At 64.3% G+C, this 16,613-nt stretch carries 11 protein-coding genes; 6 read left to right on the forward strand and 5 right to left on the reverse strand.

Annotated elements, in window-relative coordinates:
* Positions 1-75 precede the first annotated feature (75 nt).
* The 3 genes from OK351_RS06250 (at position 76) to OK351_RS06260 (ending at position 3,620) form a co-directional block, all read left to right on the forward strand.
* The gene (locus tag OK351_RS06250; RefSeq protein WP_265156944.1) at positions 76-459 is read left to right on the forward strand and encodes a DUF3499 domain-containing protein; all 384 of its coding nucleotides are present in this window, start codon (positions 76-78) and stop codon (positions 457-459) included.
* A gap of 129 nt (positions 460-588) precedes the next feature.
* On the forward strand, positions 589-2,055 hold the full coding sequence (ahcY, locus tag OK351_RS06255; protein ID WP_265156946.1) for an adenosylhomocysteinase: 1,467 nt from the start codon (positions 589-591) through the stop codon (positions 2,053-2,055).
* A gap of 197 nt (positions 2,056-2,252) precedes the next feature.
* Positions 2,253-3,620, forward strand: coding sequence for a TIGR01906 family membrane protein (locus OK351_RS06260; protein ID WP_265156948.1), 1,368 nt, complete (start codon positions 2,253-2,255; stop codon positions 3,618-3,620).
* 734 nt (positions 3,621-4,354) lie between these two features.
* On the opposite strand, the gene OK351_RS06265 is transcribed toward OK351_RS06260, so the two are convergent.
* Both OK351_RS06265 and OK351_RS06270 read right to left on the reverse strand, forming a co-directional pair.
* Entirely contained in the window at positions 4,355-6,196 is a 1,842-nt protein-coding gene (locus OK351_RS06265) for an AMP-dependent synthetase/ligase (RefSeq protein WP_265156950.1), read from the reverse strand.
* Positions 6,197-6,263: 67 nt separating this feature from the next.
* Positions 6,264-7,874 (reverse strand): dolichyl-phosphate-mannose--protein mannosyltransferase, encoded by a 1,611-nt coding sequence (locus OK351_RS06270; RefSeq protein WP_265156952.1) that lies wholly within the window; start codon positions 7,872-7,874, stop codon positions 6,264-6,266.
* Between the two features lie 67 nt (positions 7,875-7,941).
* Between OK351_RS06270 and rsmI the strand changes: the two genes are divergently transcribed.
* The gene (gene rsmI, locus OK351_RS06275) at positions 7,942-8,817 is read left to right on the forward strand and encodes a 16S rRNA (cytidine(1402)-2'-O)-methyltransferase (RefSeq protein WP_265156954.1); all 876 of its coding nucleotides are present in this window, start codon (positions 7,942-7,944) and stop codon (positions 8,815-8,817) included.
* 119 nt (positions 8,818-8,936) lie between these two features.
* Complete coding sequence (locus tag OK351_RS06280) at positions 8,937-10,421, forward strand: NAD-dependent succinate-semialdehyde dehydrogenase (RefSeq protein ID WP_265156956.1); 1,485 nt, start codon at positions 8,937-8,939, stop codon at positions 10,419-10,421.
* 256 nt (positions 10,422-10,677) lie between these two features.
* Here OK351_RS06280 and OK351_RS06285 read toward each other — a convergent pair whose 3' ends face one another.
* From OK351_RS06285 to OK351_RS06295, 3 genes are read right to left on the reverse strand one after another with little or no spacing between them, the layout of a single operon-like run.
* A complete protein-coding gene (locus tag OK351_RS06285; protein WP_265156958.1) occupies positions 10,678-13,077 on the reverse strand; it encodes a transglutaminase TgpA family protein in 2,400 nt (799 codons plus the stop codon).
* Positions 13,074-14,393, reverse strand: coding sequence for a DUF58 domain-containing protein (locus OK351_RS06290; protein ID WP_265156960.1), 1,320 nt, complete (start codon positions 14,391-14,393; stop codon positions 13,074-13,076). Before OK351_RS06290 ends, OK351_RS06285 begins: the two co-directional genes overlap by 4 nt.
* Before the next feature lie 2 nt (positions 14,394-14,395).
* A complete protein-coding gene (locus tag OK351_RS06295; RefSeq protein ID WP_265156962.1) occupies positions 14,396-15,367 on the reverse strand; it encodes an AAA family ATPase in 972 nt (323 codons plus the stop codon).
* Between the two features lie 230 nt (positions 15,368-15,597).
* Between OK351_RS06295 and OK351_RS06300 the strand changes: the two genes are divergently transcribed.
* On the forward strand, positions 15,598-16,551 hold the full coding sequence (locus OK351_RS06300) for a TatD family hydrolase (protein WP_371931387.1): 954 nt from the start codon (positions 15,598-15,600) through the stop codon (positions 16,549-16,551).
* Positions 16,552-16,613 lie beyond the last annotated feature (62 nt).

Genomic DNA, 16,613 nt, shown 5'->3' on the forward strand with positions numbered 1-16,613 from the left:
CAAGGAAAGCATCCGTGTACCAGCGCCGCCCGTCGCTGACCTGTTTGCCCGGTGCCGACGAGTAGACTGGAAAACGTGGAAGCCCTTCGTTTATGCTCTCGCCCCGCGTGCCGCGAACAGGCCCGTGCCACCTTGACCTATGTCTATGCGGACTCCACCGCGGTACTCGGTCCGCTGGCCACCTATCCGGAACCGCACTGCTACGACCTGTGCGCCCGGCACGCCGACGGGCTGACCGTCCCCAGCGGATGGAGCCTGATCCGGCAGCAACTGCCCAAATCCCTGGAACAGGCCGGTGAAGCCACCGATGAACTGTACGCACTGGCCCACGCGGTGAAGGAACAACGCGACCCCGTCCCGGAGCCCGGTTCCACCCAGCGCTCCTCCAGGGGCCCACGGCTGGACACCCGTCCGAGGCTGTCGGTTCTGCCGAGCGAAGACGAACTGCCCGGGCGATAAATCGTCACCTGATTGCCACCCGGGGCACCGGGTTGGCTAGCATTCAACCAGCAGCCGATGCCCGGACAGCCCGCTTGCCCAGGCATCATCACCTATAGTCGCCCATCCGTCGCGAAAGTCTGGAAACACATGAGTATTGACTACAAGATCGCCGATATCACCCGCCATGAGGAAGGGCGCCACCAGATCCGTCTGGCCGAGCAGGAAATGCCCGGGCTGATGTCGCTGCGTGCGGAATTCGGCGAGTCCAAGCCGCTGGCCGGTGCCCGTATCGCCGGTTCGCTGCACATGACGGTGCAGACCGCGGTGCTGATCGAAACCCTGGTTGCACTGGGGGCCGAGGTCCGCTGGGCCAGCTGCAACATCTTCTCCACCCAGGACGAGGCCGCGGCGGCCGTGGTCGTGGGGAACGGCACCGCCCAGGCACCGGCCGGTGTCCCGGTCTTCGCCTGGAAGAACGAGTCCCTGGAAGAGTACTGGTGGACCGCCGAGCAGATCCTTACCTGGCCCGGCGCCGAGCAGGACCCCGCCCTGGGGCCGAACCTGATCCTGGATGACGGTGGGGATGCCACCTTGCTGCTGCACCTGGGCGTGGAATACGAGGCCGCCGGCGCGGTCCCGGCGCAGGAAGCGGCCGAGAACCACGAACACGGCATCATCCTCTCGGTGCTGCGCGAAGCCCTGGCCAAGGACCCGGGCAAGTTCACCCGGATCGCCAGCCAGATCCAGGGCGTCTCCGAGGAAACGACCACCGGTGTGCTGCGCCTGAACCAGTTGGCCGAGCGCGGACAGCTGCTCTTCCCGGCGATCAACGTCAATGACGCGGTCACCAAGTCCAAGTTCGACAACAAGTACGGCATCCGCCACTCGCTGCCCGACGGCATCATGCGTGCCACGGATGTGTTGATCGGCGGCAAGGTCGTCGTGGTGTGCGGTTACGGGGACGTGGGCAAGGGCGCCGCGGAGGCGCTGCGCGGCCAGGGGGCACGGGTCATCATCACCGAAATCGACCCGATTTGCGCGCTGCAGGCGGCCATGGACGGCTACCAGGTGGCACGCCTGGAATCCGTGGTCGGGCAGGGAGACATCTTCATCACCACCACGGGCGGTAAGGACATCATCCGCCTGGAGCACATGCTGGCGATGAAGGACAAGGCCATCGTGGGCAATGTGGGCCACTTCGACAACGAAATCCAGATGGCCGAGCTGGCCGCGGTTGCCAGCGTACAGAAGATCGAGATCAAGCCACAGGTCCACGAGTGGGTCCTGGACGCCGGCAGCGATACCGAACGTTCGATCATCGTGCTGTCCGAGGGACGCCTGCTGAACCTGGGCAATGCCACCGGCCACCCGTCCTTCGTGATGTCCAACTCGTTCACCAACCAGGTGATGGCCCAGATTGAACTGTTCACCAAGGCGAACACCGGTGAATACGCGAAACTGGTCTACGTCCTGCCCAAGGCCCTGGATGAAAAGGTGGCCCGACTGCACCTGGATGCGCTGGGGGTGGAGCTGACCACGCTGACCCAGTCCCAAGCCGACTACCTGGGTGTTGACATCCAGGGTCCGTACAAGCCGGACACCTACCGCTACTAGGCCACCGGTTTCCGGTAAGCCGCCGCACCCGATACCGGGATTGCGGCGGCTCGCCGCTTTAACCAGTTCGGGATCGGCAACGGGTGTGGTAATCCGCGAAAGTGCGCTGGTCACTGGATATGCTGATTTGGCCAGCAGCCTGCGCTGTACATGGCAAAAGATCATCACCTATTGCGCACACCCGGGGAGGACATCTCATGGCTGAAACGCCGGAGAACAACAAACAGGACGACGGTGCGGCCGCCAAGCCGAACCCGTCGACTCCCACCGCTGCCCAAAAGGCGTCGCTGAGCGAAAAGGCCGAGAAACTCGCTGCCCGCTTGGAAGAACACAAGAAGCAGCAGCCGAAGCCCACCGAGACCCCGCCCGCCTCCGACACGCCGGTAGCGGACAAGCCCGTCGCAGGCAGGACCCCGGTGGCCAAAACCGCTGGGACCGCACCAGGCGCGGCCGTCCCCGGCACGGGTGAGCCGGCGACGAAGCCTGCCAATACCAAACCGGCAGTGGCCAAGAAGCCTGCGGCAGCGGCCACCAAACCGGTCAGCCGGATCGAACCGGTCACCGAACAGGTGGAGGATGTGATCCGGGCGATCAAGTTGCCGCACGAAATCGACAAGGACAAGTCGGCTCCGGCTGGCGAGAAGGCACCGACCGGAAGCGCGCAGATGCCGGCCACGGCGGTGGTGCCGCCGGTGAATGTGGCCGCACCATCCCCGCAGGAGAAGAGCACCGCCTCGGCCGCGGCGGTTGCCGAAGCCCGCAACCGGGTCTTCGGGAACTACACCCCTGAACCCGAGCGTTCGGCGGCTGCGGTGAAACGCAGGGTTGCCCGTGAACGGGCACTGAATTCCAAGCCCCCGCTGGGTCGCAGCGCGCAGGTGATCCTGGCGGTCTTGTTTCCGTTCCTCACCCTGATTGCCGCGGTTCGGCTGGTGGCCACTCCCGGCTTCCTGGCACTGGCCTACGGGCGCCCGGGCTTCCCGGCCGACGGATTCGGTTTCGACTGGCCCGAGCGCTTGACCTTCGCCAGCTACGGGGTGGATTACCTGAATAACTTCGCAGGCCCCGAGTACCTCTCGGGGTTACGCCTGGAGAACGGGGCAGCCCTGTTCAACGCCAGCGAAGTACAGCACATGGTTGACGTGAAGAACCTGGTGGGCATCACCTATGTGGCCGGGGCGATCCTGGCAGTGGTGGCGATCGTCCTGATCACCTACCTGTCCCGGCGTTACGCCGGCGGCGTGCGCCGTGGCCTGTTCGCCGGCGCCATCGTGACCCTGGGGCTGATTGCGGCCCTGGCGGTCAGCGCGATCCTGGGGTGGCAGAACTTCTTCACCGCATTCCACCGGTTGTTCTTCAGCGATGGGACGTGGACCTTCGCGGTGTCTGACACGCTGATCCGCCTCTACCCGGAGCAGTTCTGGATCGACTCGGCCATCGCCGTCGCGGCACTGGTACTGCTCACGGTCACCGTGGTGCTGATTGCCTGCTGGCCCACCGGGCGACGCCGTGAGGCCTCGCGGCTGCGCCAGGACGCCCGGGTCTTCGGACTGGGCAACAACTAGGTCCCGCCTCCCTGCAAGCCGTGCAACGCGTTTAACGTTGCACGGCTTTTCCATGCCCGGATGTTCCGGCAAAAGCGATTCTGATCCCATGCCGCCCTGTGGAAGGGTGGGATCCGCCTCCTCCAGTGCACCACTGCATGCGTCACTCTTGTTGAATACACAGGTCAAGACCGGTTGTCGCCACCGAAATATTGACCTCAAGGAAGCCGCCATCCTGTCCCTACGTCCCCGACACCAGTACGGCGGGCCATGACGCCAGGTGGACCGCTCCCCGGTGGAGGCAGCTGGATTCGGCCGCGAGGGGACAGCTGCTGACGATACCCCGTCGACGGTTGCGTTGAACAGCGTACAGGGTCGTGGCCCCTGCGCTGCCCTCCGCAAGGGCGAACACCTTGTCCACCCGTCATTTCGAGTGCCTAGCCGCGTGGCCGGCCACTGTCCTCCAAATTGGAACGTGAAACGTAAGGCTAGTTGTGGCCCTCGGCGCCGGTGGAATCGAACCTGCTGGTCAGCCTGGCCCAACTGGCGTTCGTGCAGCACGTGATGGAGGTGGCCACCGAGCTGATCGAAGGGGAGTTGCGGCGACCAGCTCCACCTGGTTGCTGGATCGGCGCTGACCGAACGCCCGGGTGCTGTCCAGCCAGCACCCGCTGTCCGGGTGGGCCCGGCAGCTCGGCCGGTAGCACCTGACGGCAGGGATGGAAACCGGCATCGTGGCCGGGCTTGGCACGTGGTTAACGCCGGTAGAGGTCTTGGACGAGGGGCGCGTAGCTGTCCAGCACGGCCTGGCGTTTGAGCTTAAGCGAACTGGTCAGGTGCCCGGAGTCCTCGGTGAGCTCGTCGGGCAGGATCACGAATTTGCGGATGGACTCGGCTTGCGACACGGTCCGGTTGGCGATATCCACTGCGGCCTGCACCTCGGCGATCACCTGTGGGTGGGCCGCTGCTGCGGACAGGCTGAGCTCTCCCAGGTCCTGCGCCCGGGCCCACAGGAGCAGTTCCTCGGGGTCCAGGGCGACCAGTGCGGAGATGAACGGACGGTTGTCCCCGACCAGTACCGTGTGGGCGACGATACGTGAGGAACGGACGGTTTCCTCCAGTGGCCCCGGGGCCACGTTCTTGCCGCCCGCGGTGACGATCAGTTCCTTCTTGCGTCCGGTGACCTTCAGGTAGCCCGTGTCATCCAGATGGCCGGTGTCCCCGGAGAGGAAGTAGCCGTCCGGGTTGAACATTTCGGCGGTAGCCGAGGGGTGGTTGTGGTACCCGGCGAACACCCCGATGCCCTTGATCAGGATTTCCCCGTCATCGGCGATGCGTATGCTGGTTCCGGGCATCGGACGGCCCACGGTACCGACCTTGGTGTGTTCCGGCTGGTTCACTGTGGCCGGTGCGGTGGTTTCGGTCAGTCCGTAGCCCTCAACCAGCTGCACCCCGGCCCCGCGGAAGAAGTGTGCCAGGTCCTCATTCAGGGCACTGGCCCCGGAAATCGCATAGCCGCACCCGCCGCCGAAGACCGCACGCAGTTTCGGATAGAGCAGCAGGTCGAACAACTTGTGCCGGGCGCGCAGGATGGGTGATGGGCCACGCCCGGTGCCGTGCTGCTTGGCTTGCAATGCCTTGGAATAGGCGATGGCCACCTGCTCGGCCTTGAGGAACAATCCGGCTTTGCCCGACTGTTCGGCTTTCGCCAGCGCCGTGTTGCGGATTTTCTCGAAGACCCGGGGCACTGCCAGCAGGAATCCCGGCTTGACTGCTTCCAGATCCCCGACCAGGTTTGCGGTGCTGGGAGCGTGGGCCAGAACGGCCCCGCCGTAGATGCAGACCTGCTGCACCGCACGGGCCAGGACGTGGGCCAGCGGCAGGAACATCAGTGTGCGCTGCGCCTCGCCGAGCAGGGTTTGCATGTGCTCGGAGAGGTTGTAGGCCACCAAGCAGAAGTTCGCGTGGGTCATCATGCAGCCCTTGGGCCGTCCAGTGGTACCCGAGGTATAGACCAGGGTGGCGACATCCTGACTGCCGGCACTGCGCCGGGCCTCATTGACCATCCGCTCATTCACATCGTCGGGGTGGGCCAATAGTTCCCCGAGCTTGGCCGCGGGGATCGCCCGCTCCGTCTGGGGGTTCGCTCCGTCGAACAAGTACACCTCGACCGTCTCGCCCAGATGGGCAGCGGCCTGCCGGATGGTGGCCTGCTGGTCGGCGTTTTCGGCAAAGACCATGCGTGCCCCGGAATCGCGGAGAATCCATTCGATCTGGAAGGCACTGCTGGTTTCGTAGACGGGCACCGAGATCCCTCCGGCGAACCAGATCGCCTCTTCGACCAGTGCCCATTCGTATCTCGTCCTGGAGAGGATGGCGACCGTGTCCCCGGGCGCGAGCCCGTTGGCCAGCAAGGTAGTGGCCAGCCTCTTGACTTGGTCCAGGAACTGCCCGGCGGTCACATCCTGCCAGGTGCCGGCGCGCTGTACGGAGAACAGCGGTTTGTCCGCTGCGGCCCGGACCCGTTCGAGCAGCAGGTCGGTGGTGTTGTAGCCCGCATCCAGGTCGTGCAGCAACTCGACGGTTTGTTCACGCATCAGCCACGTCTCCTCGCCAGCGTGCCACCGGCCTTGTCCAATGAATACTTCACAGTAATATAGCCGGTTAACTCCAACTTGGAATCCACACCCGGGAACGCCAGGCGGTGTCCGGGATCTGCTCACCGCTCCACAGCGGCCAGAAATAGGCCGAAACCAGCAGGAGCAGGGCCAGGAATACGGCCACGAACACCAGCCGGCGCTGGTACATCCGGGGTTTGCCGACGGAGCTGGGCAGGAACTTGCCGATCATGAAGGTCAAGGCCAGCATCATGAAGGGGGTCAGGGGCAGCGTATAGAAGAAGAACATGGTGCGTTCCGGGTAGAACAACCAGGGGATGAATCCCGCCGCCACACTGGACAGGATCGCTCCGGCCCGCCAATCGCGCGCACCAATCCACCAGAAGACCAGCAGGAACATCGAAATGGCCGCGGCCCACCACATCAGCGGGTTGGGCAGGTCGGTGATGACCTCGGTGCAACGAGAGACCGTGCATTCGTTGACGCCCTCGTCGTAGCCCTCGAAGTAGAACAGTACCGGACGGCCGGCAAAAACCCAGGTCCAGGGCGGGGATTGCCAGCTATGGGGCGAGTCGAGCCCGGTGTGGAAACCGTAGGCAGACACATGGTACTGCCACAGCGAGCGCAGGGTCTCAGGCAGCCACATCACCCCTTCGCCAGGGTTTTCACCGGCCCAGTTGCGGTAGCGGCCGTCGGTCCCGGCCAGCCACCCGCTCCAGGTGGCCAGATACGTTGCCGCCGCCAGCGGGATGATGGTGAAGAAGGCGAGGGCCCCGTCCCGCCAGAGCCCGGACACCACCCAATTCCGGATACCCGCGGTTCGACGGGCCGACATATCCCACAGGACAGTCAGGATGCCGAAAACGGCCACGAAGGACAGTGCGGACCACTTCACGCCCACCGCGGAACCGAGCATCAGCGCGGCGACCAATCGCCAGGGGCGGAACCAGATCATCGGTCCGTAACGCAGCGTCCAGTAGTCCACCCGGTTCCCGGCGGGGACCGCCAGTTTCCTTATCAAGCGCCGGCGCCCGTCAGTCCGGTCCAGAAGCAGCGCATAAAACGCGGCCAGGACGAAGAACATCAGGAAGATGTCCAGCAGGGCGGTACGGGACATGACGATGGAGTGCCCGTCGATGGCCAGCAGCAGGCCCGCGATGGCCGCCAATGCGTGGGAATTGAACAGCCGTTGGGCACAGAGTGTCACCAGCAAAACCGACAGCGTGCCGAACAATGCGGTGGCGAATCGCCAGCCGAAGCCATCGAACTCACCGAAGAGGAACATGCCCCCGGCGATCAGCCATTTGCCCAACGGCGGGTGCACCACATAGGAGGGGCCGCCCTCCAGTTGCGGGCTGCCGGCGATGAACTGCGCATTGCTGTCTTCCACCCATTCCATCTCATGCCCGTAGTGCAGCAGGGCGTAGGCATCCTTGACGTAGTAGGTCTCGTCGAAGATCAGCATGTGCGGGTGACTGAGATTGATGAAACGCAGCAAACCACCCAGGACCGTGACCACCAGCGGAACGATCCACAACAACTTTCCGCTCACCGCAAGACCCGGCAGCAGGCGGGCATGCAGGGCTGCTGCACTGAACGCCTGGTACGGGGAGGTGACCGGAGCAGTGGACGGGGGCGTGGTAACACTTTGGCTCATCGCTCTAAATGCTACCGGTGGACAAAAGGAATCCCGGAAGCCACACACCTGGCGTAGGCTAAAGACTGTGCAGAACACTGAAAACTATGGACAAATCGTCCTCGGGGCAACACCCATCGGCAATCTTTCGGATGCCTCCCCGCGGTTGCGCGAAATCATGGCCAGCGCCGATCTGGTTGCGGCGGAGGACACCCGCAACTTCCACCACCTGGCCCAGGCGTTGGGCATTCGCCCGACAGGTCGGGTGATGAGCCTGCACGAGCACAACGAACAGCACAAGATCGCCGAGGTGCTCGACGCGGTGCGTTCCGGTTCCACGGTGCTGGTGGTGTCCGATGCGGGTATGCCCGCGGTATCGGATCCGGGCTTCCCCCTGGTTGCCGCGGCCCTGGACGAGGGGCTGTTGGTCACCGCGGTTCCCGGGCCTTCCGCCGTGCTGACCGCGCTGGCGCTATCGGGCCTGCCGACCGGACGATTCACCTTCGAAGGCTTCCTGCCACGCAAGGCGGGGGAGCGGCGCAAACGCCTGAACGCCTTGGCCGGGGAAGAACGCACCATGGTCTTTTTCGAATCACCGCATCGACTGGCCGCATTCCTCGCTTCGGTCGCCGAGGCCTTCGGCGGGGACCGGCAGGTGGCCGTGGCCCGCGAACTGACCAAGAAATTCGAGGAAGTCAGGAGGGGCCCGGTGGGCGAGCTGCTGGAATGGGCCGAGGCCGGGGTGCGCGGGGAAATCGCGGTGGTCATTGCCGGCACCTCGGCCCCGGAACCCGCGGAGGCCGGGGACCACGTTGACCAGGTCGAAGAGCTGGTGGCAGCGGGAACCCGAATGAAGGAGGCCGTCGCCGAGGTCGCCCAACGCTTCGGACTGAAAAAACGGGAACTCTATGAAGCGGTCTTAGCACTCCGTCAAAATAGTGAAAGTCAGGGGCGAACCCCTTAGGCTATTTGCACAACAGGATCGTATATCATTCGTGCATTTCGTGGTTTACACCAGGAATCACGCCCCATTATCGTTGGAGTCAGACACAGTGTTCCAACATCAGTACAGGAGAAGCCTCTATGAGCATTACCGCCGAACGCGAAGCGCAGCTGCTAGCGAAGGTTCCTACCGGCCTGTTAATCAACGGTGAATGGCGCGATGCCTCCGATGGTGGCACCTTTGACGTACTTGATCCTGCCACGGGCGAAAAACTTGCCACCCTGGCCAGCGCTACCTCCGAGGACGCCATGGCGGCCCTGGATGCGGCGGACGCCGTCCAGGCTTCCTGGGCACGCACCGCACCGCGCGAGCGTGCCGAGATCCTGCGCCGCGGCTTCGACCTGGTCACCGAGCGCGCCGAGGATTTCGCCCTGCTGATGAGCTTGGAAATGGGCAAGCCGCTGGCCGAGGCCCGTGGCGAGGTCACCTACGGTGCCGAGTTCCTGCGCTGGTTCTCCGAGGAAACCGTGCGTCACTACGGTCGCTACGTGACTACTCCGGAAGGCAAGAACAAGGTCCTGGTCCAGCACAAGCCGGTCGGTCCCTGCCTGCTGATCACTCCCTGGAACTTCCCGCTGGCGATGGCCACGCGGAAGATCGCCCCGGCGATTGCCGCTGGCTGCACCATGGTGCTCAAGCCGGCCAAACTCACCCCGCTGACTAGCCAGCTTTTTGCCGCCACCATGATCGAAGCCGGTGTACCGGCCGGCGTGCTCAACGTCGTCTCGGGCTCCTCGGCCTCGAAGATCTCCGGACCGCTGATGCAGGACGACCGCCTGCGCAAGGTTTCCTTTACCGGTTCCACCCCGGTGGGCAAGCAGCTGATGAAGGATGCCGCGGACAAGGTCCTGCGCACGTCGATGGAGCTGGGTGGCAACGCGCCGTTCATCGTTTTCGAGGATGCCGACCTGGACGCCGCCGTGGAAGGCGCCATGGCAGCGAAGATGCGCAATATGGGCGAGGCCTGTACTGCCGCGAACCGTTTTCTGGTCCACGAATCGGTCGCCAAGGAATTTACCGAGAAGTTCGCCGCGGCGATGAAGGCACTGAAGCCCGGACGCGGTACCGAGGCCGATTCGACCGTTGGGCCGTTGGTGGAGGAGAAGGCCCGCGACGAAGTCCACGCCCTGGTTGAGGCCGCCGTTGGCGAAGGCGCAACAGCGGTGGTGGGTGGTGCACCGGTTGACGGGCCGGGTTATTTCTACCAGCCGACCGTGCTGGCCAATGTGGCCAATGACGCGACGATCCTGAACCAGGAGATCTTCGGTCCGGTGGCCCCGGTCACCACGTTCCGGGACGAGGCGCACGCCATTGAATTGGCGAACTCGACCGAATACGGGTTGGCTTCCTACATCTATACCACCGACTTCAACCGGATGTTCCGTGTCTCGGAGCAGATCGAATTCGGCCTGGTTGGTTTCAACGCCGGTGTCATCTCCAATGCGGCGGCACCATTCGGTGGCGTGAAGCAGTCGGGCCTGGGCCGTGAAGGCGGCGCCGAAGGCCTGGCGGAATACACCACCGTGCAGTACATCGGCATCGCCGATCCGTACGCAACGAAGTAGTCCTCGTCCTGGCTGACACCTCCCGGCTGATTCACCATGAACCGGCCAGGAGGTGTCGGACGTTAACCCGCAGTGTCCGATGACCGGATCGGTGTAGCGCGAGCTGTGCGACGTAGGCCCAGCCACGACCCGAACCGGCCCCGGGAATCTGCATTATCGATCCTGCTCTTCAGGCCACGCTACCGGTGCTGGCTACCTGGATCGCCGGATCGCAGGCCCTGTTCGGAGCTCACGGAAAGAGCCCGTGTCCGCGGGATCAATGTCCCCTGCGCTGTGCATGACGCCGGAATGGTTCCACGGATGCCGGCCATAGCACGGCACGGATGCGCTGGGGGAGCGTGGCCTGCCGCCGAAGGGCGTCATGGACCAGCGCCAGATCCTGTCCAATGGACACGCCCTGGTTGCGATCGGGATGCCTCAGGGCATAAAAGGACTCCTCAACGATCCGTTCAAGGCGGGCCAGCTGGTCCCGACATTGGGGTATTCCCGTGGCCAGCATGGCGCAGTAGTCGGATTCCGACTGGCCGGGGTGGAGCGGATAGCCGTAAGCGGTACCAAGATGTTGCAGTTCCTCCCATAGCGCCTGGGCGGCCTGCTCACCGCCGGGCTTGAGGGCCAGCAACCTGCGGCGGCGCTCGCGGCCTCGGCGCCAGGCGGGCAAGACACCGAGCAGCACCGTCAACGGCAGGAGAATCCACACCGCCAGCCAGGGAATGGCCGGGCCTGTATCCTCCGTTGCGCCCGGCGGCGCCGGGTCGGGGTCGGCGGAGGGGGCCGGGGCACTGGGGACCAGCTCCTCGGGTGGCAACGGCACGTCGCCGGGATCCGGGTCGGTCACTGTTTCCGAATCCTGTGCCGGCGCGTAGTCCGGTGCCACGCCCCGACCGGGAGTGGGCTCGAAGGGGGTCCATCCCAGCCCGGGCAGGTACAGTTCGGGCCACGCATGGGCCTGTTGTCCGCTGACGCGGTATCCGGCCAGTTCGGTGTCCATGGGATCGGCCGAGGACCGATTTGGTGTACCGGCACCGCCTTGACGGGTGCGGGTTTCTTCGATGGCTTCACCCGGTGCATAGCCGATCACCACACGGCTGGGGATGCCCTCGGCGCGGGCCATGACTGCCATGGTGGTGGCAAAGTGCACGCAATATCCAGCACGGCGATCCAGGAACGCGGTGATCACCTTCAAGTTCGCACCGTCGTATCCTTCACGCAGCGGGGTTTGCTCGGAATAGCTGAAGCGGCTCGATCGAAGGTAGTCCTGGATCGCCACCGCACGGTCAAAGTCGCCTTCGGGCGCACCGTCCTGTCCGTAGGCCAGCTGAAGATTCTCCGTAAGGACCTGCCCCAAGACGCCATCGTTATCCTGGGGTAGCCGGCTCAGGCTGCGGTCCACGGGGGGACTGAGCTGTTGGAAGTAGGCGAAATTCCGTGCCAGGTTGGCATCCAGTTGCGGCTCGCTATGTGAGATGCGCACCTGGCGGGTGGCTTCGCGGGATGCGGTGGTGAATTGGGCAATCGAGGTCTGCGGCTGCCACTGCCAGGAGCCGGCGATCCCCTCGATCAGGTAGCTGTGCGCCGGCAACGGCAACTGCCGGTCACGCGGGGGATCCTCCCACAGCAGTTCGGTATATTGGGAGGTCGCTCCAAAGGACATGAATTCATCACGCAGGGCCGTGGTCCCGGAGAAACTGCGTTGTTGGAGATCAGTGTCGGGTTCCCAGCGTTCGGAGTCGAGGTTGGTGATCACGTGGGTGCGCAGGTAGGGCGCCCGCTCCGCAGAGGTGAAATAGGTAAAAGCCGTGGCCGAGTTGTTGCTGCGCAGGTCGCGGCCCAGGTTCAACAGTGGATCCAGGTTGCTGGCGAAGAGTTGCCCGGACGGGCGGCTTCCTTCGGGCAGCATGCCCTGCCGGAAACCCGGCATCCAGGTGCTGGCGGCCACCAGAACCACGCTGGTCAGCAACGCCAGCACCGAAGCCACCTGCAGCTGCCGGGTGCTCGGCAGTGGGGCGAGGCGCCGACTCGGCCAGGCATAGGGTAGGAACGTGAAGTAGCAGACCAGCGCGACCAGCAATACCACCAGATACCCGGTACCGGCCCCGCTGAGCTTGAACAGGGAGGCCAGCACCGGGGTGAAGGACAACGGCAAGACCACCAGCCCGGCCAGCCGGCGGAAGCTGGCCAGGGTCTCCACGAGCAGCGCCAGCACCAATGCCATAAGCAGGAACGCGAAATCCACTGCCCGGGTGAAAGCCACCTCCGGGACCTGGGTAGCGAACTCCAGGGATGCATCCTCGAGCACTTGTCCGAAGCGTTGAAGCCGTCCGGCGCCCAGGGTGGGATCCTGCACGGCGGGATGAAACCACAGGACGGCCAGGGCCACCAGGGTGCTGGCAACCGGTGCCAACCAGGAAGGCAACCGGCTGCCGCGAACCAGCGCGGCAGAGGCGTGGATCAACAACAATGGAAACCACACTGAGAACAGCCAGCCGAACCCTTCAACAACACCGTTCAGGCTCGCCATCCCGGCCAGCATCGCTGTCAACAAACTGGCCCCGGTGGCCAGCAGCGCCAAAGGGTGGGCGCGGGCTTCCTGTGGTGGGTCGGTGTCCTGGTCAGCCGTTGGGGCCGGGGGAGGGGAAGTAAGCAGGGTGCTCATGAGTTGCCCCAGATGTCCCGGACGCCCCACGATGCCGCAGGAAGGTGGAAACGCCACGAGGTGGAGGCGAAATGGCTGGCCAACTCGCGCTGGCGCCCGGGATGCGCGGACAGCAGGAACAGGTCGACGTTCCGTACCGTGGAAGCGAGGCTGGCCAGCCATCGGGCCTGAACATCGTTGAGCTCTCCGAGCACGAGGAACACGGGTTCATCGGCGAATCCCAAGAGGGTCTTGTTCAATGAACCGCTGAACATTTCGGTCCGGACCGGCTGGGCCTGGTCCTGGACCAGCCCCACAGTGGCTGTGGCAGCGTGGAAGTCCTCGAAGCGATCCAGTGCGGCGCTCGCCGAAAAGCCCGGCAGATGCTCGGAACTCAACCCCTGGCCGGCCGTGTCCTGGACCATCAGCTGGTATCCGCGAGCGGCATAGAGCGAGGCGATACTGCAGGAGAGTGACAGCGCTTTTTCGAATCGTTGCGTGCTGCGGACCGCGGGAGCATCGGCGTGCGGGATCTCGAAGACCTGCTCGGCCGGGGTATGCCAGGCGCTCTGCCGCCGGTCAAGGACGATCAGGCTGTGCGCGGTGGCCACATAGTTTTCCTGACGGACCATGAGCTTGCCGTGGCGGGCGGTTGCCTTCCAGTGCACTTGCCGCATCGAGTCGCCTTGCTGGTGATCTCGGATCCCCACATCGTAGTAATCCACCTCGGCGCTTTGGGTGTGGCGCGCCTCCCCGGTCAGCATTCGCTCGCCCAGGGCGGAGGAACTGCCCAACGCCTGGCATTGGGCACGTACCGCGACGTTGTCGGACGCGGCGGTGTCCACCATTCCATCGACCAGGCCGCACGGATCGCCGACCAGCTGTTGGGCAGGACCCAGCCGGTGGATGCCGCGACGCCGGAAGATGATCTCGTAGTCGAATCGTCCCGGTGCCTGGAAAACCGGGGCGGCGGGATACTCCTCGGGCAGGACTTCACGGATAGTGGCCGCTTCCGGGCAGTGCAGTCCCACATCCACCAGCTGACCCACACTGATCGGTTCCTGTGGCAGCGTACGGTGCACATGGGAGGTTGTCGACCCGAAGCGCACAATGAGCCAGGCAGCCAGCACCAGAGCCAACAAGGCGCATCCAAGCGCCATCAGTTCATGGCGTCCGAGCAGATAGGCCAACAGCACGCACAAGGTTGAGAAACCGGTGACCAGCCATCCACGGGTGGAAAGCAGATCCAGTGACCAACGCCGCAACACGGCCGAGCGCTCGGGATCCGAAGCGCCGGGAAGCACCTGGTGGGGATCGAAGCGTGGTGGCCGGGACATGTTCAGCGCACGCCGCCCACCATGGTCCGGTTCAACACCTCGTTGATGACCGCAGCGGCGTCTGTTCCCTCGGCTAGGGCCCGACGAGACAGGATCAGGCGGTGTCCCAGCAGCATCGGGGCCACCTGCCTGACATCCTCGGGTAGCACGTGGTCGCGGCCCGATACGGCCGCGTGGGATTTGGCGGCCCGCACCCATTGCAGGAGTGCACGCGGCGAGGCGCCGACTGTCACCTGCTGGTGTTCGCGGGTTGCCCGGCCCAGGTCCACCACGTAGCCTGCCAGGCGTGCGCTGACTTCCACCTGCTGTACCTGGGTAATCATCTGTTGCAGCTGGTCCAGGGTCAGACAGGCCGACAGGTCCTCCAATGGGCTGTGCCCGTGGTGGCTGCGCAACATCTGCACTTCGGCATCTCTTGCGGGATAGCCCATGGATATCCGGGCCATGAAGCGGTCACGTTGGGCTTCGGGCAGCGCGAATGTGCCCTCGGCATCGATCGGATTCTGGGTGGCCATCACCATGAAGGGTTGCTGCAGGCGGTGGGTGACCGAATCCACGGTCACCTGCTGCTCTTCCATGCATTCGAGCAATGCGGCTTGGGTCTTGGCGTTGGCCCGGTTGATTTCGTCGGCGATCACGATATTGGCGAAGACGGGCCCGGGATGGAAGGAGAAGTCCTGGGCCTGCGGGGAGAATACGGACACACCGGTGACATCGCTGGGTAGCAGGTCCGGAGTGAACTGGATGCGGGTGACCGTGCAATCCACACTGCGGCCGAGAGCCTTGGCCAGCATGGTCTTGCCCACACCGGGAACATCCTCGACCAGCAGGTGCCCACCGGCCAGCAATACCACTAGGGCGGTCTGGATCGCCTCGGGTTTACCGTCGACCACTTGGGCCATTGAATCCATGATGCGTTGGCAATGCGCGCCGAAGTCAGCATCCACTGAAGGCAGCGTCCGGTGAACGCTCATTCAAACCCTCCCGGTGAGGTCGGTGAAAGGTCCAGCTCAGTCCAGCATCATGGCGTGGTGTGCCATCAGCCTTAACCCTACCAACATGCAGTGTCATGTATCACCCTTGGGGTATCCGGGTGAGGCGCCACCTGCCTGCCTCTGGACCGGGCGCCGCAGCGTGCCCCCGGCATGTGTCCGGAAAGTGGCAGAATCTAAGGGGAATGAGCCACGGTTGGGAAGGAAGCCAGGTGTCACAGCTTGAACAGATGCAGTATCAGGGAATTCCAGAAGCCTACCGGCCGCCGGTTGAACCGGTGGCCGCAGCCGGGGGACGCCACCGCACCACCACTGTTGAAAAAGGCGGCAACAAGCGCAACCTGCTGTATCCCGATGCACCGGAGGCCCTACCGTCCCCGGTGATCGACAACCACACCCACCTGGATTTCCGGGACGGGAAAGTCAATGTCAGCGTGCAACAGGCCGTGGATGCCGCTGCGGCGGTAGGGGTCAGTGGGCTGATCCAGGTGGGGTGCGACGTGCCATCGTCCAGGTTTGCGCTCAAGGCCGCGAATGAACACCCGCAGGTCCTTGCCGCCGTGGCCATCCACCCCAATGACGCCGCCCGGTTGGCGGAGGTCGGGGAACTGGAACAAGCCATCGAGGTCATCGAAGAGCTCGCTTCCGAACCCCGGGTGCGGGCCATCGGGGAGACCGGGCTGGACTATTACCGCACCGGTGATGAAGGGCGCCCGGCCCAGGAAGAATCCTTCCGCCGTCATATCGAGATCGCCACACGGCATGGCAAGGCCCTGCAGATCCATGACCGCGATGCCCACGAGGATGTGGTGCGGGTACTGCTCGACAGCGAACTGCCGGACAAGGTGGTGTTCCACTGTTTTTCCGGTGATGGGGAACTGGCGCGGATCTGCAACGAGAACGGCTGGTACATGTCCTTTGCCGGGACCGCGACCTTCAAGAACTCCACCGGGATCCAGCAGGCGTTGGCCTTGGCCAAGCCCGAGCTGATTCTGGTGGAAACCGATGCCCCGTTCCTGACCCCGCATCCCTTCCGTGGCCGACCCAACGCCAGTTACATGATTCCCTACACGGTGCGTTTCATTGCAGATCACCGCCGAAATGGGCTGCTGGAAACTTGTGAGCAGATCATGGCGAATTCGCTGGAAGTGTACGGCGCATTCTAGCCCCTGCCCGGTGTGTTTTGCGCCATTCTTGGTTGCGCCATTATTACAATTCGGTTACGGTA

Origin of the sequence: Glutamicibacter sp. MNS18, assembly GCF_026107515.2 — a bacterium.
Lineage (GTDB): Bacteria > Actinomycetota > Actinomycetes > Actinomycetales > Micrococcaceae > Glutamicibacter.